General features: G+C 56.7%; 17 protein-coding genes, 3 tRNA genes and 3 pseudogenes. 11 read left to right on the plus strand and 12 right to left on the minus strand.

What is annotated here, in order from left to right; all coding sequences use genetic code 11:
• The first annotated feature begins 258 nt into the window (after positions 1–258).
• Complete coding sequence (ubiT, locus tag AU509_RS10165) at positions 259–783, plus strand: ubiquinone anaerobic biosynthesis accessory factor UbiT (protein WP_094118258.1); 525 nt, start codon at positions 259–261, stop codon at positions 781–783.
• Positions 777–1,280, plus strand: coding sequence for a GNAT family N-acetyltransferase (locus AU509_RS10170; protein WP_094118259.1), 504 nt, complete (start codon positions 777–779; stop codon positions 1,278–1,280). The genes ubiT and AU509_RS10170 overlap by 7 nt, the downstream gene beginning before the upstream one ends.
• Here AU509_RS10170 and AU509_RS10175 read toward each other — a convergent pair.
• Complete coding sequence (locus AU509_RS10175) at positions 1,267–1,572, minus strand: GIY-YIG nuclease family protein (RefSeq protein WP_085651615.1); 306 nt, start codon at positions 1,570–1,572, stop codon at positions 1,267–1,269. The genes AU509_RS10170 and AU509_RS10175 overlap by 14 nt on opposite strands.
• Before the next feature lie 1,173 nt (positions 1,573–2,745).
• Between AU509_RS10175 and deoC the strand changes: the two genes are divergently transcribed.
• From deoC to deoD, 4 genes are all read left to right on the plus strand, one after another.
• Positions 2,746–3,525, plus strand: coding sequence for a deoxyribose-phosphate aldolase (gene deoC, locus AU509_RS10180; protein ID WP_094118260.1), 780 nt, complete (start codon positions 2,746–2,748; stop codon positions 3,523–3,525).
• A 69-nt stretch (positions 3,526–3,594) separates the two neighbouring features.
• The gene (gene deoA / locus AU509_RS10185) at positions 3,595–4,938 is read left to right on the plus strand and encodes a thymidine phosphorylase (protein ID WP_085651617.1); all 1,344 of its coding nucleotides are present in this window, start codon (positions 3,595–3,597) and stop codon (positions 4,936–4,938) included.
• 43 nt (positions 4,939–4,981) lie between these two features.
• Positions 4,982–6,205: a phosphopentomutase gene (deoB, locus tag AU509_RS10190; RefSeq protein ID WP_094118261.1), complete on the plus strand. Its 1,224-nt coding sequence runs from the start codon at positions 4,982–4,984 to the stop codon at positions 6,203–6,205.
• Positions 6,206–6,261: 56 nt separating this feature from the next.
• Positions 6,262–6,981 carry a purine-nucleoside phosphorylase gene (deoD, locus tag AU509_RS10195; protein WP_085651619.1) on the plus strand — a complete coding sequence of 240 codons (720 nt, stop codon included), beginning with the start codon at positions 6,262–6,264 and terminating at the stop codon, positions 6,979–6,981.
• A gap of 133 nt (positions 6,982–7,114) precedes the next feature.
• Here deoD and AU509_RS10200 read toward each other — a convergent pair whose 3' ends face one another.
• The 9 genes and pseudogenes from AU509_RS10200 to AU509_RS10230 form a co-directional block, all read right to left on the minus strand.
• On the minus strand, positions 7,115–8,035 hold the full coding sequence (locus AU509_RS10200; protein ID WP_094118262.1) for a DMT family transporter: 921 nt from the start codon (positions 8,033–8,035) through the stop codon (positions 7,115–7,117).
• A 297-nt stretch (positions 8,036–8,332) separates the two neighbouring features.
• Positions 8,333–9,634 (minus strand): ABC transporter ATP-binding protein/permease, encoded by a 1,302-nt coding sequence (locus AU509_RS10205; RefSeq protein ID WP_254901556.1) that lies wholly within the window; start codon positions 9,632–9,634, stop codon positions 8,333–8,335.
• 20 nt (positions 9,635–9,654) lie between these two features.
• Positions 9,655–9,714, minus strand: a pseudogene (locus AU509_RS18635) (hypothetical protein); the annotation flags it as partial.
• Entirely contained in the window at positions 9,711–9,953 is a 243-nt protein-coding gene (locus AU509_RS18640) for a hypothetical protein (RefSeq protein WP_254901557.1), read from the minus strand. The pseudogene AU509_RS18635 and the gene AU509_RS18640, both read right to left, overlap by 4 nt.
• Before the next feature lie 36 nt (positions 9,954–9,989).
• A complete protein-coding gene (locus tag AU509_RS10210; RefSeq protein WP_094118263.1) occupies positions 9,990–12,425 on the minus strand; it encodes a TonB-dependent siderophore receptor in 2,436 nt (811 codons plus the stop codon).
• A 98-nt stretch (positions 12,426–12,523) separates the two neighbouring features.
• Positions 12,524–13,513 (minus strand): FecR domain-containing protein, encoded by a 990-nt coding sequence (locus tag AU509_RS10215; protein ID WP_094118264.1) that lies wholly within the window; start codon positions 13,511–13,513, stop codon positions 12,524–12,526.
• Between the two features lie 21 nt (positions 13,514–13,534).
• The gene (locus AU509_RS10220; protein WP_094118265.1) at positions 13,535–14,077 is read right to left on the minus strand and encodes a sigma-70 family RNA polymerase sigma factor; all 543 of its coding nucleotides are present in this window, start codon (positions 14,075–14,077) and stop codon (positions 13,535–13,537) included.
• 137 nt (positions 14,078–14,214) lie between these two features.
• Positions 14,215–14,658 (minus strand): ribosomal protein S18-alanine N-acetyltransferase, encoded by a 444-nt coding sequence (rimI, locus tag AU509_RS10225; RefSeq protein ID WP_094118266.1) that lies wholly within the window; start codon positions 14,656–14,658, stop codon positions 14,215–14,217.
• Entirely contained in the window at positions 14,603–15,040 is a 438-nt protein-coding gene (locus AU509_RS10230; RefSeq protein WP_085651626.1) for a DNA polymerase III subunit psi, read from the minus strand. The genes rimI and AU509_RS10230 overlap by 56 nt, the downstream gene beginning before the upstream one ends.
• 112 nt (positions 15,041–15,152) lie before the next feature.
• On the opposite strand from AU509_RS10230, the gene rsmC reads away from it, so the two are divergent.
• Positions 15,153–16,193, plus strand: coding sequence for a 16S rRNA (guanine(1207)-N(2))-methyltransferase RsmC (gene rsmC, locus AU509_RS10235; RefSeq protein ID WP_085651627.1), 1,041 nt, complete (start codon positions 15,153–15,155; stop codon positions 16,191–16,193).
• Between the two features lie 53 nt (positions 16,194–16,246).
• Here rsmC and AU509_RS10240 read toward each other — a convergent pair.
• Positions 16,247–17,241, minus strand: a pseudogene (locus AU509_RS10240) (aldo/keto reductase).
• A 117-nt stretch (positions 17,242–17,358) separates the two neighbouring features.
• Between AU509_RS10240 and AU509_RS10245 the strand changes: the two are divergent.
• The 4 genes and pseudogenes from AU509_RS10245 (at position 17,359) to AU509_RS10260 (ending at position 18,718) form a co-directional block, all read left to right on the plus strand.
• Positions 17,359–18,260, plus strand: a pseudogene (locus AU509_RS10245) (LysR family transcriptional regulator).
• A 115-nt stretch (positions 18,261–18,375) separates the two neighbouring features.
• A tRNA-Leu gene (locus tag AU509_RS10250) sits at positions 18,376–18,462 on the plus strand.
• 33 nt (positions 18,463–18,495) lie between these two features.
• Positions 18,496–18,582 (plus strand) — tRNA-Leu (locus tag AU509_RS10255).
• Between the two features lie 49 nt (positions 18,583–18,631).
• Positions 18,632–18,718, plus strand: a tRNA-Leu gene (locus AU509_RS10260).
• A gap of 81 nt (positions 18,719–18,799) precedes the next feature.
• Here the strand turns inward: AU509_RS10260 and AU509_RS10265 are convergent.
• A complete protein-coding gene (locus tag AU509_RS10265; RefSeq protein WP_094118268.1) occupies positions 18,800–19,084 on the minus strand; it encodes a DUF1435 domain-containing protein in 285 nt (94 codons plus the stop codon).
• Positions 19,085–19,242: the final 158 nt, after the last annotated feature.

Raw genomic sequence — 19,242 nt, forward strand, 5'->3', positions numbered from 1 at the left:
GTCTGATTGATGAAGCAGGTTATCAGTCAATTAAAAATTCTGACGAAAAGGCATCTTAGTTAACCCGCTGTGGCAACACTTTGATTTAAACCAGTATATAGTGTGATGAAAATAATATAGCAGACGCGCGTATTTCGTGATTTGAGCGATAACCGGCTACATTGTTGATGTAAGCCGCCGTCGCGAGTCGGCAATGTGGCAAAATGATGTCAGAGTATCGTGTCGTCTATATCGCTTTAGCTTTAGAGGAGTACGCCAGTGCTGGAACAACTACGGGCGCAAATTGTGCGTCAGGGGCCGGGATTTCTGGGCAAACCGTTAGCGTTTACGCCCTTTTCCCTGCAGCGCCGGATATTGGAACAACTGCTGCAGTGGCAGTTCCGTCAGGCGCTGGAAGATGGCGATCTGGAATTTTTGGAAGATCGCTGGTTACAGATTGAAGTTCGGGATATGGGGCTGTGTTGGTTTATGACACAGCGCGAAGGTCGCCTGCTGGTTAGCCGCAACGAAGTCGCAGAAGTGACGTTCAGCGCCGATGCCAACGATCTGATTCTGATCGCGGCGCGTAAAGAAGATCCCGATACTCTGTTCTTCCAACGTCGTCTGCGTATCGAAGGGGATACCGAACTGGGACTGTACGTGAAGAATCTGATGGATGCCGTTGAGCTGGAAAGCATGCCGACTCCGCTGCGTGTGGCGCTGCTGCAACTGGCGGATTTTGTCGAATCAGGACTGCGGGAGGGCGCGGAGCAGGCTCCGGCACACGCGCCGGCGTCATGTTGATTCGTGTTGAAATTCCTGTCGATGCGCCGGGGATCGATCGCCTGCTACGACAGTCATTTCCCACTTCGGCTGAGGCCGAACTGGTCCAAGAGCTGCGTGAAAACGGTCAGCTGACGCTGGGCGTGGTGGCGACGGATGATGAGGGCGGCGTGGTCGGCTATGCCGCTTTCAGTCCGGTCAGCATTGAAGGGGAAGAGCTTCAATGGGTGGGACTGGCGCCGCTGGCGGTCGATGAAAGCCTGAGAAAGCAAGGCTTGGGTGAGCAACTGGTGTATGAAGGTCTGGATTCGCTAAATGAATTCGGCTACACCGCGGTGGTCGTTTTTGGCGATCCGGCTTACTTTTCCCGTTTTGGCTTTGTCGCGGCGTCGGAACATCAGCTCAGCTGCGGTCGAGACGCCCCCTCATCCACCTTCCAGATCTACCCGCTGGCGGACAATCACTTTCAAGGCGTCAGTGGGAAAGTGGAGTTCGCCGACCCGTTCAATCGCGTTTAAATTCGGCTAAAAAGCTGGCGATAGACTCTGGCTGGTCGCGCACCAGCCGCTCTTTCTGTGCTTTGCTCAGCTGTTTGATGCGATATTCCCACTGCAGCGCGACAGATTGGCTGCTCACCTCACACTGATATACCAAAGCGAGTTCGCCCTTTCCGCGCAGCGAGCGGGCGCCTTTGCCTGCCTGATGCTGAGCCAAACGGCGCGTAGTGTCGGTGGTAATGCCGGTATACAGCATGCCGCTGCTGGTACGCAGCATATAAACAAACCAGCCTGGTGATGGCGCATCCTGCATCGTCGTGGCTTTCTCGCTCTAAAGGAAAACGCCTATTTTACGGTGTTCTGCGCCCAAAGGTGAACGTCTGCTTTTTTTCGCGCCGTCGATCTCTCTGATACAGGTGCTGAGTCGGCATTCTCAATATCATCGATGATCGGCAGCCGCGATGTTTTGGGATTTCGCATGATTTTATGATGGATTAAATAAAATTTAACGATCATTTTGTTGGTTGCTCAATAATTCTAAAAAAAACGTAAAAATAGTTGGCAGATATAAGAGGATAAAGTGAATTTTGAAATATATTTGGAGTATTAATAAAATCGGCGCGTTAACTTATTTGACCCTTAGGTGTTCTCCCCATGTTTTTGAGTTCCTATTTAAATCATGACGGTAGATTTATTTGTGAAGTTTTATTTAAACTTCATCGCCACTACTTGATTATATTAATCAATAGGCTCCACGAAGAAGTCCTTGTCTGTGTCGATTCGCGCAGGCATAACCCTGTAGGGGGACTATGCTATCTAACTTATTTTCTGTGTTAACAGGTTACTGCCTTGGAGTGGATAAAGAGGCCGTAGTGGGCCTCTTTACCTCGAATAAAATCAAGGGCAAGGGAAGCACTCATCAGAGATACAGCACATCGCCGAATCATCCTTTGGTTTATTAATCACAAGCCCACTTTTTGCCGCTATAACGGGGCAGACGACAGTAGACAGTAGCAATAATCCACAAAGAGAAAGAGAGAGTTTTTTCACGAGAAATATCCTTATAAAATTATCCTGGAAATGGAGCGGTTATTAAATACTGTTAATCTTAATTTCTGTCAAGATTTATGATCTGCGATTTGGGGCGCTATAAACCTTTGGTCTCTATCTATTTATGCCATAACGCCAACGGATATTATATGTCTTCTACGCCGGTTATATTTTTGTACGGAAAATACGGACCAACCCTCAACAGACGTTTAACGTGAGGTCTTTTGTTGCGCAAACGGGGATAGCGAGTCATCGTTTTGTGCCTTATTGTTATTTCTGGGAAGCGTCAGCACACATTATTCACGTTACTGTGGTCCAATAGCGGCAGTAGCACGCGTCCTTTTTATCGGTGATTCGGCGTTCGATCTCTTTGCTGTCGATAAACGTGGCAGGCGAGACGAGGTGTTCACCGTCGACTTTCATTTGGAGTGGCGATATGACTGATTTAACTGCTGCCGCGCAGCGCGCACTGGGGCTGATGGATTTGACGACCCTGAACGATGACGATACGGACGAAAAGGTGATCGCGCTGTGTCGGCAGGCAAACAGTCCGGCCGGGTATACGGCGGCGATCTGTATTTACCCCCGTTTTATTCCGCTGGCGCGCAAGACGTTACGCGATCAGGGCACTCCCGAGATCCGTATCGCCACGGTGACCAATTTTCCGCACGGTGACGATGATATCGCGATAGCGCTGGCGGAAACCCGCGCCGCGATTGCCTACGGTGCGGATGAAGTTGACGTGGTCTTTCCTTACCGGGCGATGTTGGCGGGGGAGACGCGGCGCGGGTTTGATTTGGTGCAAGCCTGTAAGCAGGCGTGCGTAGAACATCAGGTATTGCTGAAGGTGATTATTGAAAGCGGTGAGCTTCAAGAGGACTCTCTCATTCGACAGGCCAGCGAAATCGCGATCAACGCGGGCGCCGATTTTATCAAAACATCGACCGGCAAAGTGTCTGTGAACGCGACGTTGCACAGCGCGGAGATCATGCTGAACGTGATCAAAGAGCAGGGCGTCGGCGAGCGGGTGGGATTCAAAGCCGCGGGCGGGGTACGTACCGCAGGCGAGGCGGCACGTTATTTGCAGCTGGCAGATAGCATCATGGGCGCGGGCTGGGCGGATGCGCGACATTTCCGCTTCGGGGCTTCAGGCTTGTTAAGCAGCTTGCTGAACACGTTGGGGCGCGATATCGAAACGGCACGCAACGATTATTAGTCATCACCGCTGGCGGCACCCTTATCGGTACAGCGAAAGAGTACGAAAGCACGGATTGGAGGCGCTACCTTGTTGTTAATTCCAGAGATTATTCGTAAGAAACGTGACGGACATCCGCTCAGCGAGGAGGAGATCCGCCATTTCGTCAACGGTATTCGCGACAATACCGTGTCGGAGGGGCAGATTGCGGCGCTGGCGATGACGATCTATTTCCATGATATGACCATGGATGAACGTGTGGCGCTGACGTTGGCGATGCGCGACTCCGGCACGGTGCTGGACTGGCGATCCCTCAATCTGAACGGCCCGCTGGTGGACAAACATTCCACTGGCGGCGTAGGCGATGTGACCTCGCTGATGCTGGGGCCGATGGTGGCCGCCTGCGGCGGCTATGTACCGATGATCTCCGGCAGAGGATTGGGGCATACCGGCGGTACGCTCGACAAACTGGAGTCTATTCCCGGTCTCGATATCTACCCGGACGATAATCGCTTTCGCGAAATGATTCAGCAGGTGGGGGTCGCGATTATCGGGCAGACACATTCTCTGGCTCCGGCGGATCGCCGCTTCTATGCCACGCGCGACACCACCGCCACCGTTGATACGATCCCGCTCATCACCGCTTCTATTCTGGCGAAAAAGCTGGCGGAAGGACTGGATGCGCTGGTCATGGACGTCAAAGTCGGCTCTGGGGCGTTCATGCCGACCTATGCGGAGTCAGAACAGCTGGCGCGCGCGATCGTCGGTGTCGCCAATCATGCCGGGTGCCGAACCAGCGCGCTGTTGACCGATATGAACCAGGTGCTGGCATCCAGCGCGGGCAATGCGCTGGAAGTCCGGGAAGCCGTAAACTTCCTGACCGGCGCACAGCGCAATCCGCGGCTGTTCGACGTCACGATGGCGCTGTGTGAAGAGATGCTGGTGGCGGGGAAACTGGCCAACTCGGCGCAAGATGCCCGGCGACAGCTCATGGCCGTGTTGGAAAACGGCCGGGCGGCGGAGGTCTTTGGCCGTATGGTCGCCGCACAGGGCGGTCCGACCGATTTCGTCGAGCGGTATGAACGCTATCTGTTGCCCGCCACGCTGAGTAAACCTGTCTTCGCCGAACGAGAAGGTGTGGTTGCCGCTATGGATACCCGCGCCATTGGTATGGCAGTGGTATCACTGGGTGGTGGACGCCTGCGACCAGATGATACTATTGACCACAGCGTGGGATTGAGCGACATGGTTAGCCTGGGAGAACACGTGGATTCTCAGCGTCCACTGGCCATTATTCATGCCAATACCGAAGTGCAATGGCAGCAGGCCGCACAGCAAATTCAGGCAGCGGTGACGGTGAGCGACCGAGCATCGGAGGCGCATCCGATGATTTATCGCCGGTTGAACATCTCAGATGCCGACGCTGTCGAATAGTGTGTGGCGCATGGCCCCAGAAAAGAACGCAGGAGAGAGTGACATGAAACGTGCATTTATTATGGTGCTAGATTCGTTTGGTATCGGCAGCGCCGCCGACGCCGAGCGGTTTGGAGACGTCGGTTCGGATACGTTGGGCCACATCGCGCAGGCCTGTGCGGAAGGTCGCGCCGATCAAGGACGTCAGGGACCGCTGTCTTTACCGAATCTGAGCCGCCTGGGTCTGGGCAAGGCGGCGGAAGCATCAACCGGCCGTTTCCCGGCAGGTTTGGATGCGCAAGCTGACATTGTCGGGGCTTATGCCCATGCCAGCGAAATCTCCTCGGGGAAAGATACCCCGTCGGGCCATTGGGAAATCGCCGGCGTCCCGGTCCTGTTTGACTGGGGCTATTTTCACGACACGAAAAACAGTTTCCCTCAGCCGCTACTAGACCTGCTGGTCGAGCGCGGCAACCTGCCCGGCTATCTCGGCAACTGCCATTCATCCGGCACGGTAATTTTGGACGAGCTGGGCGAAGAACACATGAAGACCGGTAAACCGATCTTTTACACCTCGGCGGATTCAGTATTCCAAATCGCCTGCCACGAAGAAACTTACGGGCTGGATAACCTGTATGCGCTGTGTGAAATCGCGCGGGAAGCATTGACCGAGGGCGGCTACAACATCGGCCGCGTCATTGCGCGTCCGTTCGTGGGGGATAAAGCGGGCAACTTCCAGCGCACCGGTAACCGTCACGACCTTGCCGTAGAGCCGCCAGCGCCTACCGTGCTGAAAAAGCTGGTGGATGAGAAAAAGGGTCACGTGGTGTCGGTCGGTAAGATCGCCGATATCTACGCTAACGTCGGCATCACTAAAAAGGTCAAAGCGACCGGTCTGGATGCGCTGTTCGATGCAACGCTGAAAGAAATGGACGCCGCTGGCGACGACACGATCGTGTTTACCAACTTTGTCGACTTTGACTCTTCCTACGGCCACCGCCGCGACGTATCTGGCTATGCCGCCGCGCTGGAGCTGTTCGACCGCCGTTTGCCGGAGCTGATGGCGAAGGTCGGTGAAGGAGATATCCTGATCCTGACCGCGGATCACGGTTGCGATCCCTCCTGGCCGGGTACGGATCACACGCGTGAGCACGTACCGGTACTGATTTACGGTCCGCAGGTGCAACCGGGATCGCGCGGTCATCGCCCCACCTTCGCGGATATCGGGCAGACCGTGGCAAGCTATTTCGGCGTGTCGCCGATGGACTATGGAACCTCTATGCTGTAAGCCTGCGGGCTGACGGAACAACGAATGTTTACGCTGATGAAAAAGGAACAATAAGGATGGCTACGCCTCACATTAATGCTGAAATGGGTGATTTCGCGGACGTGGTACTGATGCCGGGCGACCCGCTGCGCGCAAAATATATTGCCGACACCTTTCTGGAAGACGCGGTAGAAGTGAATAACGTGCGCGGCATGTTGGGCTTCACTGGCACCTATAAAGGCCGCCGCATTTCGGTGATGGGACACGGCATGGGCATCCCATCCTGCTCTATCTACGCCAAAGAATTGATCACCGAGTTCGGCGTGGAAAAGATTATCCGTATCGGATCCTGCGGCGCGGTCAGCGAAAACGTGAAGGTTCGCGATGTCGTTATCGGCATGGGCGCCTGCACCGATTCCAAAGTGAACCGTATGCGTTTCAAGGATCACGACTTTGCGGCGATTGCCGACTACGATCTGCTGCGTCATGCGGTAGATGCGGCCAACTCGCGCGGCGTTAAAGTGCGCGTGGGTAACCTGTTCTCCGCCGATCTGTTCTACACGCCGGACCCGCAGATGTTCGACGTCATGGAGAAATACGGCGTACTGGGCGTGGAAATGGAAGCGGCGGGCATCTACGGCGTAGCGGCTGAATTCGGCGCTAAAGCACTGGCGATTTGCACCGTGTCAGACCATATCCGCACTCAGGAAGTCACCACGGCGGAAGAGCGTCAGACGACCTTCAACGAGATGATCGAAATCGCGCTCGAATCCGTTCTGCTGGGCGACAAAGACTAATCCTGTTTGTCATGAGCGCGGTCCGGTTTTCGCCGGATCGCACTTCCCACAGGCGCTCCGCTTCGGCGGGGCGCCTGTGTTTTATGCAGCACCTCCTGCCCGATCCCTCTTCTTTACTCCGCTTTTGACATGGCTATCGCGTGCCGGATTTGCGGCTCGCCAGCGAGATGCCCGCCAGAATAGTCGCGATCCCCGCCAGATGATAAAAATGGATTTTCTCGCCCAGAAACAGCACCGATAAGGCCACGCCGAACACGGGAATCAGATGGATGGTCAGCCCGGCTCGCGCCGCGCCGATCAGCGCGACGCCGCGGCCAAACAGCAGGTAGGCGATAAAAGACGGGAAGATCCCCAGATAAAGGACCGCCGACAAGGTGGTGTGATTCCAAACCGCGCTCGCGCCGCTGCGACTTTCCCACAGCCATAGGGGAAAGATGGCTATCAGCGAGATAATCACCTGCACGCCCAGCAGCCCCAGACGGCTAACCTCGGGCGGAATTTTTTTCAGCCACAGCGTATAGAGCGAGAAGCTGGCCATTGCGCCCAGCAGCATCAGGTCACCGGATGAAAAGGATAGCGACAGCAACCCCGCCAGATCCCCGTGAAAAATAATGGCCAGCACGCCGCAGAATGAAATCAGCAGACCCGCCGCCTGAGAGATCCTCAGCGGCTGGCCGTAAAACAGACCGGCGAACAGCATGATCAACACCGGAATACAGGAGTTAAGCAGCAGCGCATTGGTGCCGGAAGTATGATGCAGTCCGATGTAGGTCAGCAGACTAAAGGCAACGATCCCGCAGAGGGAAATGGCGACGATACGCAGGGGAAAGGCCCGATAGCGCGCGGCATCGCGGCGGATGTATTTCAAGGCAAAGGGCAGGATACAGATCAGTGCGATCAGCCAGCGCGCCAGCGTCAGCGTGACCGGGGGGACCTCGTCGCGTACTGCACGTCCGATGATGAAGTTGCCGGCCCACAGCAGCGGCGGGAGGGTCAGGATAAAAAAAACGATCAGCCGCGATGGTTGATCGACCGCAGACGGGGACTGAGACATAGCTTCATTTCCTGGAGAAAAGCTGCCGGGCGCGCGCTGACGGCAAGTGTGCATGAATGCTGGGGCCGGAACGCGAAATAGGCGATCTGTCCCTGCGAAGCCTGATGATTGACTACCGATTATGAAAGCCTGCGCGCGGAAAATCTATCGCGAGGTGTGAGGGGGCTGTCTGGTTGACGCGTTGAGGTTGAATAAGGCGAGGCTGACGGCCGGATAGCCTGCACAACGGCTATCCGGCTTCGCCAGTTTATGGCTGAGGCGCTGGTTGAAGATGGATCTGGGTTTCAAACAGCGGATTCAGCACCGACTGATGCGTGACGGAGAGCACGATGGTGCCCGGTAAATGTCGGCGCAGCGTTTCATGACCTCTATCGCCGTCTGCTCGTCCAACTGGCTGGTCGCCTCATCCAGACACAGCAGCGTCGGCTTCATCAGGATCGCCCGGATGAGGGAAAGCCGCTGTTGCTCGCCGCCGGACAGCCTTTGCGCCCACGGCTCATCGGCGTCCAGTTGTGTACTCAAATGCCCCAGTTGCATATCGTCCAGCGCCTCCAGCAATACGTCATCACTGAATGTTTGCGTTTGCGGATAGGACAACGCCTGACGCAGCGTTCCCTGCGGCAGATAAGGTTTTTGCGGCAAAAACAGGACGGGGCCCGCCGGCAGATACCAGCGGCCGGTCGTATAAGGCCACAGCCCCGCCAGCGCCCGCAACAGGGTGGTTTTGCCGATCCCGCTGGCGCCTTGCAGGCTACACCACTCGCCCGGTTTCACCTTCGCGGAGCAGGGGACGAGCAGCGCCCGCCCCTGTGGCCGCAGCACGGTCAACTGGTGAATTTGCAGCGCTTCTCCCTGAGGCGTACGCGTCGTCGTCGTCGGCAACGCCTCTAACCGCTGTTGCAGCTGCCAGAGACGTTCGATCGTGGCGGACCAGCGCGCCAACTGGCGATAACTGTCGACGAACCAGCCGAAGGCATCCAGCACGTAGCCGAAGGCGGTTCTGGCCTGCATGATGGCGCCCAGTGACACTTTATGGGCGAGATACAGCGGCAGCACCGCGAAAACCGGCAAGATTAGGCTGAAACGAAAATAGCTGACGGTGAAGATTTCCAACCGAAATTCCTGTCCCATCAGGCGGTAGCCGGTGGCGAGCACGGCACGGAAACGGTCGCGCAGCCGCCGGTTTTCGATTTCGTCGCCTTGATAAAAGGCAATTTGTTCGCTGTGGCTGTTGACCCGGATCAGGCTGGCACGATAGTCCGCCTCGACTTTCTGCATCTGATGGTTGGTGCGATGCAGGGGAAAGCCCAGTCCGTGAGTCAGTATGCTGCCGACCAGCGCGTAGATCAGCGCGATCCAGACCAGATAACCGTGGATCGTGAAGCTATGACCGCTGAGCGTGAATGTCTGTACGCCGGAGATGCTCCACAGAATGGCGATAAAGGACAGCAGGCCGACGACGTTTTTCAGCAGCGACAGCAGCAGTTCCAGACTTTGCTCGCACAGCAGTCGGATATCCTCGGCAATACGTTGGTCCGGGTTATCCGGCGTCCCCGAGGGTCCTGTTGCAGTCGATAATGCGCATGATCCTGTAGCCACTGTGTTTCATAGTGCTGGGTCATCATGTCGCGCCAGCGCAATATCAGCGCTTTCTTGAGCCAGTTGCCGCTGATAATCACCAGGACGAACAGCGCGGTGTAGCCAGATAGCGCCAGATCAGATCGGCGACCGAGGCGTGCTGGAAGAAATCCGCCAGCGCATCGTAAAAGTCTTTGCTCCAGTTGTTGTAGAGGACGCTGATGCCGACGACGGACAGCGTCAGCGTAATCACGACCAGCAACAGCAGCCACAGCACTATTGCCTGCGCCGATAACCACAGCGGCGCGACCAGTTGATAAAAACGTTTAAGCGTCTGCATGGCGTAACACGTTAAAAGAGTGAGTCATCAACGTCATCAGAAGTCCCACTTCGCCGTCAGCATGAAGTTACGCGGATCGCCGTAGTAGTTGTAGCCGCCGCGATGACGGTTGTTGAGCGTCCGATAGTAATCTTTGTCCGTCAGGTTGTTGCCCACCAGATTAAAGCTCAGGTGCTTGTTGTACTTGTAGCTGACGTTGGCATTGAACAGCGTATAGCCGCCTTGGTGTACCAGATAACGCGTATTTGTGTCTGACTGGGTGGTCATCCCTGCGCCGATGGTCCACTTGTTCAGGCTGCCCGGCAGCGTGTAGCTGCTGTACAGTTTGAACATATGCTGCGGCGTATAGGTGCTGTAGTTCGTGCCTTCCGTGCCCTCGGCCGCTTTCAGGTATTTGGTGTTGGTCAGGGTGTAGCCGGTGAACACCTGCCAGCCGTCCGCCAACTTGCCGGACACTTCCATCTCTATGCCCTGACTACGGACCTTGCCGTTGGCCACGGAACAGCTGTCGCCTTCCTCATCGCAAGACGGGTCATCCATCGCCCGGTTGGACTGAATGATCCGGAACAGCGCCAGCGACGCATTCAAATCGCCGTCGAAAAATTCGCCTTTGATCCCCGTCTCATAGTTTGTGCCGGTGATGGCAGGCAGGATGTTGTGGTTGCGGTCTTTTTCGCTCTGAGGCTGATAGATATCGGCGTAGCTCAGATACCACGTATAGTCGGGAGCGAAGTTCCACAGCAGACCGCCGTAGGGCGTGAACTGATCGCGCACATGCAGGCGACCGTTGCTGGACGGGTAGTAGTAGTCGTAGTTATAGCTGCTGTAACGTCCGCCAAGGATCAGCTTCCAGTCGTCAGCCAGCTCCAGACGGGTGGTGGCGAACAGGGCGCGGCGATAAAGATTGTATTTATAGCGTGAGGTGTAGTCCGGCCAGTTCGGTTCATCCAGCGCATCCGGCTGCCAGGCGTAAATGTTGACGGTGGGATTGCGTGGGGTGATGGAGCCGAACCGGTTGTCGAAGTTTTCTTTCTGGTAATCCCCGCCGATCAGCAGCTCATGGTTGCGCCCAAAGAGTTCGAACGGGCCGCTGAGGCTCAGGTTGTATCCCCACTGATTGCTGCGGTTGTGTCGCTGTATGGCATTATTCAGCGCGCCAGTGCCGCTGCTGTCCACGCCCTTGGTGCCGTTGCCGAATATGCCGACGAACTTCCCTTCCGCATCGGAGTGGGTGTAGTTCAGCGCGCTTTTCAACGACCAGTCGTTCTCGAAGTGATGTTCGAGTTCAGCGAAAGTATTCAGCTTTTCAAATGTAATCCGATTCCAGCTGGCGCCGAGGAAGGTTGAGCGCGGCAGGCCAAGACTGCTGTAGTTGGTCGCCATCGGCAGACCGTATAGATCGGGCACCGTATGGGTTTTCTGCCAGTTAATACCGGTCGTCAACGTGGTATCGGGAGTGAGATCCCACGCCAGCGTGCCGTAGAGCACCCGGCGTTCGCTATCGACATAGTCCACCGAGCTCTGTTTATCCTGAAAAACGCCGACGAAGCGGCCGCGTACGGACGCATCGTCATTCAAGGGGCCGGAGACATCGACCTCATTGCGGTAGTTGTCCCAGGAGCCTGCGCCCGCGCTGACGTAGCCCTGAAAATTATAAGTGGGTTTTTTACGCACCAGATTGACGGTGCCGCCCGGCTCTCCGCTGCCCTGCGTCAGGCCAGAGGCACCGCGCAAGACTTCCACGTGGTCATAGATCGCCAGATCGGGCGACTCGCTGGAGGCTTCGGCGGCGCCCATATCCGCGATACTGTTCTGGAAAGAGGAGCTCACGCCATCCTCCTTCACGTTATCCATGCTGAAGCCGCGCGACTGGAATTTCACCTGATAAGAGCTTTGATTGACCACGTTAACGCCGGTGGTCTGACTCATCGCGTCATCCAGCGACGTCATATTTTGTTCGTTCATTCGCTGGCGGGTGACCACGCTGACTGATTGCGGCGTCTCTCTGGGGGACAGCGCCAGCCCTGTCGCCGCACTCATACTGCGCGTGGTATAGGAACCGGTGCCTTCCGTCATACCCTGATGGTTCACCTGCGCGACCACCACCAATTCGTCCTCTGTCGGCGTTTTTTGCAGCAGGAAGCTGCCGTCCGCCTGTTTCACCGCCTGCAAACCGTGGCTTTGCAGTAGCGTCGTCAGACCGTTCTCCACACCGTAATCGCCGTTCAGCGCTTTGCCGTTCAGGCCATTGGTCAGCGATGAATTAGCCGCGAGATCGATGCCGGACTGGCGCGCGAATTGATTAAGCTGTTCGCTTAGCGCCCCCGCGGCAATGGAGTAGTGCTGCACGGCGGCGTTGTCCGCCGCGCTGGCAGGCGCAGCATGAAGAACGACAGCCGGTGAGCCCAGTACAAAAAGACGGGCGGCCAGAGCCAACGGCCGGAGAGCGCGAGGTGGTGCGGTGAATAACATAGGAATAGCCTTTAATACCCAGAGTCAAAAGAAATAAAGCCTGTTTTTATACTGAATCGAACGAACGGTTAAAAAGGGAACCAAGACGGTAGAAATCGTTAAACTTTTTTTTCTACCGTCACCCACCAGGAAAAGCGTCGATTAATGCGGATCGGCAGCGCCCTGGACATCATCTCCAGCGCCCTGTCGGTGTTGTCCAGCGGGAAGGTTCCCATCAGCCGCAGAGCGGCGATATCCGGCGCGCAGGACAGATAGCCGCGCCTGTAGCGCGACAGTCGGGCGATCACCTCGCCCAACGGGGTGTCGTCGGCGCTCAATTTCCCCTTGCGCCAGTCGGCGTCGAGGCTGTCCAAACGATCGAGCGTTCCCTGACCGTCGGCGGTAAAACGCCATTGCTGACCGGCGGTGATGCGTCGCATGCCGCCCTCCTGTCGGGGCGTGACGGCGACGATACCGTCGTACACGTTGAGCTGCGTGCTCTCGTCCTGCTGGCTGACGCTGAAGCGCGTGCCGAGCGCCTGCATTCTGCCTTGGTCGCTGACCACGATAAACGGCCGTTGTTGGTCAGGCGCGGTGGCGATAAAAATCTGGCCGGAGCGCAGAATCAACTGCCGCTCTGTGGTCGTATAGCGGATATCCATCGCGCTGGCGGTGTCCAGCCAGATGCGCGACCCATCGCTCAGCGTCACCTGCTTGATCTCGCCGGTCACGGTGCGATTGTCGGCGGCCATCGCCAGCAGCGACCCGCGCAGCGGGGTGTAGCGGTAGCCCATCCAGGACAGCAGCGCGCCCGACGTCAGCAGTGCCGTCAGCTTCAACGCCCGACGGCGGCTGACGCGCGGCGAGCGCAGAAGCGCATCCGTACTTGGCTGATGCAGCTCGCCCCGCAGCGGTTGAAAGCGCTGGCTAATCGTCTGCACGTAGATCCACGCCTCACGATGTTCGGCGCTTTCATCCAGCCAACGTTGCCAGCGGTGGCGCAGCTCACTGTGCTCATCCTCTTCCTCCAGCAATTGCGCATACCAGTCCGCCGCCTCTTGCAGAGACTCAAAACCGGGCTTGGGCGGTGGGGAAGGGGGAAACGGCATAAGGGTATCGACCTGATTGAATTAGCGGGACCGGGTCGGCGGTTCGGCGTCGGATTCTGTTTCGAGAAGAATGCAGTGCAGCATGGCCTGCGTCATATACTTTTTCACCATACGTTCAGACACGTTGAGCACCGAAGCGATCTGCGCATAGGTCATCCCCTGAATTTGCGACATCACAAACGCCGAGCGCGTTTTTTCCGGGAGATGTCGCAGCATGCCGTCCACTTGAAACAACGTTTCCAGCACGATGGAGCTCTGTTCGGCCGACAGGGAGGCATCCGCCGCATGGTGTTGTAGCGACTCCAGCCAGGCCTGTTCCAGCGCCTTGCGTCGCCAAAGATCGACGCACATTCCCTGCGCCATAACGCTGAGATAAGCGCGGGTGCCGTGGTGGCTGTCGAACTCGCGAGGTTTCATCAGTAACTGTAGAAAAACGTCCTGCGCCAGATCGGATGCGTCGCACCGGTTTCCCAGGCGTTTACGCAGCAAGCTCTGCAACCAGCCGTGGTGCTGCTGGTAGAGCTGACAAAAATCAGGCGTGGTCGGTACGTTAACCGCAGACATAATGAATATCGAGTTCCTTCAGTCCCTGAATATAAAAAAAGAGGTCGGCATTCTAATTGAGAATAATTTCCATTTCAATTTTTATGCCAAGATTGGAAGCATTCGCTACTCGCCCGCCAGTAAGTGTCTGACAGGGATTATCCCAGGGGCAAAGCCATAATGATGGCGTCTTCGCGACCTTCTGTCGTGGGATAGTAATTCCGCCTGATGGAAACCTCATTAAAACCCAAAAACTGATACAACGCGATAGCCTGTTGATTTGACGCGCGGACTTCGAGCCACAGCGTCAGAATGCCGCGCTGTTCCAGCTCGGCGATCAGATGTTCCATGAGCGCCCGGCCGTAACCTTTACGCTGATGTTCGGGATGGACCGCAATATTGAACAACGTGGCTTCATCCAGCACGATCTGCGTGATCGCGAAGGCGACCATCTGCGCGTCGTTGCTGAGTTTGACGTTGAAGTAGCGTTCGCCTTGATTGCTGAGAAAGGTTTTTTCCGTCCACGGAAAGGCGTGGCTTAGGCGCTCAATCTGAAAGGCTGTCGTCAGATCGGCGGAGGTCAGGGTAGAGATCGTGTTCATAGTGACAAATTTGCCGCCACAGCGCGCGCTTGGCGTCCGGGTTATGGTCAAGCTCGGACAACGCCGGGCTGGTAAGCTGCACGCCTTGCGGCGGCTGCATGGGAGTTGCGCCCAGCCACCAGGCCGGGCAATCGCGGGTGTCCGGCAACATTTCCACCTGCTGCGGCAGCAGGCTGTAGATCTGTTCGGGGGTCAATTGCAGACTTCTGAGCACATCCTGCAATAGCGGATCATCGATTGCAGGGAGCGGATCGGCGACGATCAGCAGGCGCACTGTCGACGGCAGGCTGATGGCGATTTCGCCCTTCAGCGCGGCGGGGCGGCGCAATGTCCACTGCGTAATGCCCAATTGCTGTAGCAGCCTGTCCCGATGTGATGTCATGCCTTACCTTGTCCGGAGCGCGAGTATGCGCCGCTATGCTAGCAAACCCATCGAACATGCGGCAACAAACCTCTATAATCGTCGCTCAGTTAATTGAGGAGTTTGAAGCCTGATGTCCGCATTTACCCCCGCCAGTGAAGTGATACTGCGTCACAGCGATGATTTTTCCACCCGCCGCGTGCTGTTTGCCGGTGATTTGCAAGATACCTTGCCCGCCCAGTTTGAGGCGGAAGACGTCCGCGTGCACACGATGCAGTACCACCACTGGCAGCAGCTAAACCGGACAATGGGCGATGCGGCACATTTCGCCCTGCTGGCCGATGCTGACATGGTAGCGGGCTGCGACACCCTGATTTATTACTGGCCGAAAAGCAAGCAGGAAGCCCAGTTCCAGCTGACCAACCTGCTGTCGTTGTTGCCCGTCGGCTGCGATATTTTCGTGGTGGGCGAGAACCGCAGCGGCGTACGCAGCGCGGAAACGCTGCTGGCGGACCTGACGGCGCTGACCAAAATCGACAGTGCGCGTCGTTGTGGTTTGTACCACGGCCGTCTGGAACAGACGCCGGCCTTTGATCTGGCGCGCTGGTGGCATGAATATGATGTCGACGGCGTACCGGTATGTACGTTGCCGGGCGTGTTTAGCCGCGATGGGTTGGATAACGGCAGCCAGCTGCTGCTTGGCACGCTGGAACCGCATTCGAAAGGTAAAGTGCTGGATATCGCCTGCGGCGCGGGTGTTTTGGCCGTGGCGTTTGCCCAGCGCGCGCCGAAAATCCGTCTGACGTTAAGTGATGTGAACGCGGCGGCGCTGGAAGCGAGCCGGGCGACGCTGGCGCGTAACGAGCTGGAAGGCGCCGTCATCGCCAGCAACGTCTACTCGGATGTCGCCGGTCGTTTCGACATGATCATTTCCAACCCGCCATTCCACGACGGGATGCAAACCAGCCTGCATGCGGCGGAAGCGCTCATCCGCGGCGCGGCGGCGCACCTGAACATCGGCGGCAAGTTGCGTATCGTCGCCAACGCCTTCCTGCCTTATCCTGCGCTGTTGGATGAAACGTTCGGCAGCCACGAAGTGCTGGCGCAGAACGGCCGTTTCCGGGTGTATCAATCGGTTATGGGACGCGGCGCCAAATCCAAATCGCGCACTTAAATCGGCATGCTCCCCCTGCGGCGGAAAGTCGCGGGGGTTCCACGTGCAGAGAGTCAGTCGTTATTAATGGTGTTCATGCCCTCTGCGCCATAGCGCTCGCCCGCGGCGGCCTGTAGCGGAAACAGGGTGTCGATGGCGGCCAGTTCCGCGGCGGTCAATGTCACATCCAACGCGCCGACGTTCTCCTCCAGATAGCGGCGTCGTTTGGTGCCGGGGATCGGTACGATATGTTCCCCTTGCGCCAGCACCCAGGCCAGCGCCAGCTGCGCGGGCGTCACGCCTTTTTCCTTCGCCAATGTCTCCACATGTTCAACCAGACGCAGGTTTCGGGTGAAGTTATCGCTATGAAAGCGCGGGTTTTTGAGACGAAAATCGTCGTCAGCCAGCGTGTTCAAATCACGGATAGCGCCGGTCAGGAAACCGCGCCCCAACGGGCTATAGGGAACAAAACCGACGCCTAGCGTGCGGCAGGTCGGCAGAATGTCCGTTTCCACATCCCGAGTCCATAATGAATATTCGCTTTGCAGCGCGGTGATGGGATGAACGCGATGCGCACGCTCCAGCGTGGCGGCGGAAGCTTCGCTCAATCCGATGAAACGAATCTTGCCCTCTTTCACCAGGTCGGCCATCGCGCCGACGGTGTCTTCGATCGGCACTGTGGGATCGACCCGGTGTTGATAGTAAAGATCGATTGTCTCCACCCCAAGTCGCTTCAGACTGCCTTCCACCGACTGACGTACATACTCCGGTTTGCCGCAGATCCCGCGTTCGTCCAAGTTGACGGCATCGCGCACGATCCCGAACTTGGTCGCCAGAAAGACGCGGTCGCGTTTGCCCTTAATCGCTTTTCCCACTAGTTGCTCATTGGTATAGGGCCCGTACATGTCGGCGGTATCCAGCAGCGTGATGCCCAATTCCAGCGAGCGGTGCAGGGTGGCAAGGGATTCGTCGGCATCCTGATGGGTGGAATAAAAATCGCTCATGCCCATACAACCCAGTCCCAGTGCGGAAACTTGCGGCCCTGTAGGCCTAATGTTCTCTGTTGCATGCTGATGTCCTCGATAGAAAATAAGAATGCCAGTGTGGTTGTTTGCGAAATGGAGATAAATCACGCATTTCGTGCAACACTGTTTGTAAATAACAAACAATCCTGTGGACGTTGCTCATGGATCAGATACAGGCGATGCGCGTGTTCGTCCGCATCGTGGAAACGGAAAACTTCAGCCGCACGGCCGAGAGTCTGGGGCTTCCACGAGCGACGGTAAGCCAGACGCTTAAACGACTGGAGCTGCGGCTGGGCGTCCGGTTGGCGGAGCGGACAACGCGTCAGGTTCGCATTACGGATGAAGGGCAGCTTTATTATCAACGCTGCACGCAGCTGTTATCGGCTTTCGATGAAAGCGATGCCCTGTTCACCCAGCAGCGGAAGCAGCCTAGCGGGCAGGTGCGCATTGATATGCCGCACTCGATGGCCCGCGAACTGGTTATTCCTGCGCTTCCGGCGTTTTATCGCCAGTATCCGGGCATCCGGCTGGTGCTGAGCGCCAACGACGCGGCGATTAATATCCAGCGCGAGGGCGTGGATTGCGTCGTGCGGGCATGGCAGCTTGAGGATGATTCGCTCTCCGCCCGTCAACTGCCGTCGCTGCCGCAGCTCTCCTGCGCCTCCGTGGATTACTGTGCTGCGCACGGCATTCCGTCCTCGCTGGCCGAGCTGGCCGGTCATCGGATGGTGGGCTATTTTTCTTTGCGTAATCTGCATCGTTATCCCCTCGAGTTTGTTCAGGAAGGGCAGTTGCTCACGCAGAGTTTGCCCACATGGGTGGACGTCAGCGGGTAGATGCGTATATCGCCGCCGCACAGGCCGGCCTGGGGATTATTCAAGGGCCGCGCAGGAGTCTCAGACCCCTTATCGAACGGGGAGAACTGGTCGAGATTCTGCCGGACCTACCGCCTCCGCCCATGCCGCTTTACATCATGTTCCCGGCCGGACGTTTTCTGGCCCCGCGGATTCAGGTGGTGGTGGACTGGTTGCAGGCATGTATCGCGCCTGCTCCGGTTGATTGACCGCCGCTTTTTGCAGCAAACCCTCGCACAGAGGGGAAATAATCATTGACCTTGGCCGTAAAATCTCTAGAATTCGCCCCCGTGGTGACATTGCGTGACGTTATGTCCCTGGTTTGCGAAGGTGGCGGAATTGGTAGACGCGCTAGCTTCAGGTGTTAGTGCCTTAACGGGCGTGAGGGTTCAAGTCCCTCTCTTCGCACCACCTCACCACACTGATTTGTATTGCACAGTACCTGCGAAGGTGGCGGAATTGGTAGACGCGCTAGCTTCAGGTGTTAGTGTCTTAACGGACGTGAGGGTTCAAGTCCCTCTCTTCGCACCAAGCTGGTGATACAGATCGCGCAGTACTTAATACGTAGAAAATCTCATGTGCGAAGGTGGCGGAATTGGTAGACGCGCTAGCTTCAGGTGTTAGTGTCTTAACGGACGTGAGGGTTCAAGTCCCTCTCTTCGCACCACGTATTATTCCCCGGTTTTATCCTCACGATTATCTCCCCAAGACTCTTTTTCTTATTTCAATTTGCCTCATTGTTTTATCGCTAAATGCCGCGCAGCGTCACGGATAACGTCGTCAGTCCGCCCACCAGCGCAATGCAAGACGGCAGCAGCAAATAGTGGCGCAATCGTTCATGAAACAGCATCCCTAACGTCGCCAGCATCGCCAGGGTGACGATGTATTTCAGTGAGTGCAGGTCGATGCCGGGCAGCAGCAGCAAAGGCATCAGCGTGACGGGAACCAGAATCCCCCAGGCGCTGGAAAGCGGTTTACCGAAGTACCAGGTGACTCCCCATAGCCCGCAGGCGGCAATCAACGCGGTCAACATAGTCTTTCACCATGACGATAATGATAATTACTATCATATAGAAAACCTTCCTGAATACAACTTGTGCCGGGCAGGGTTATCCACCCGCCGTTCACTCCCTCATCCCTGCACTGGCATCAGAGGATTGTGAAGCGTAACTGCGCTTCAAAAAGAAACAG

The sequence above is a fragment of the Lonsdalea britannica genome (assembly GCF_002111595.1).
Taxonomy (GTDB): domain Bacteria; phylum Pseudomonadota; class Gammaproteobacteria; order Enterobacterales; family Enterobacteriaceae; genus Lonsdalea; species Lonsdalea britannica.

Bases quoted from the DNA above. Each gene is read 5' to 3' on its own strand.
- AU509_RS10220 (WP_094118265.1), bottom strand. From the start codon at position 14,077: ATGTCTGCGGTTAACGTACCGACCACGCCTGATTTTTGTCAGCTCTAC.
- AU509_RS10170 (WP_094118259.1), top strand. From the start codon at position 777: ATGTTGATTCGTGTTGAAATTCCTGTCGATGCGCCGGGGATCGATCGC.
- rimI (WP_094118266.1), bottom strand. From the start codon at position 14,658: ATGAACACGATCTCTACCCTGACCTCCGCCGATCTGACGACAGCCTTT.
- rsmC (WP_085651627.1), top strand. From the start codon at position 15,153: ATGTCCGCATTTACCCCCGCCAGTGAAGTGATACTGCGTCACAGCGAT.
- AU509_RS10230 (WP_085651626.1), bottom strand. From the start codon at position 15,040: ATGACATCACATCGGGACAGGCTGCTACAGCAATTGGGCATTACGCAG.
- AU509_RS10265 (WP_094118268.1), bottom strand. From the start codon at position 19,084: ATGTTGACCGCGTTGATTGCCGCCTGCGGGCTATGGGGAGTCACCTGG.
- deoB (WP_094118261.1), top strand. From the start codon at position 4,982: ATGAAACGTGCATTTATTATGGTGCTAGATTCGTTTGGTATCGGCAGC.
- AU509_RS10210 (WP_094118263.1), bottom strand. From the start codon at position 12,425: ATGTTATTCACCGCACCACCTCGCGCTCTCCGGCCGTTGGCTCTGGCC.
- AU509_RS10175 (WP_085651615.1), bottom strand. From the start codon at position 1,572: ATGCAGGATGCGCCATCACCAGGCTGGTTTGTTTATATGCTGCGTACC.
- AU509_RS10215 (WP_094118264.1), bottom strand. From the start codon at position 13,513: ATGCCGTTTCCCCCTTCCCCACCGCCCAAGCCCGGTTTTGAGTCTCTG.
- deoD (WP_085651619.1), top strand. From the start codon at position 6,262: ATGGCTACGCCTCACATTAATGCTGAAATGGGTGATTTCGCGGACGTG.
- deoC (WP_094118260.1), top strand. From the start codon at position 2,746: ATGACTGATTTAACTGCTGCCGCGCAGCGCGCACTGGGGCTGATGGAT.
- AU509_RS18640 (WP_254901557.1), bottom strand. From the start codon at position 9,953: ATGCAGACGCTTAAACGTTTTTATCAACTGGTCGCGCCGCTGTGGTTA.
- AU509_RS10200 (WP_094118262.1), bottom strand. From the start codon at position 8,035: ATGTCTCAGTCCCCGTCTGCGGTCGATCAACCATCGCGGCTGATCGTT.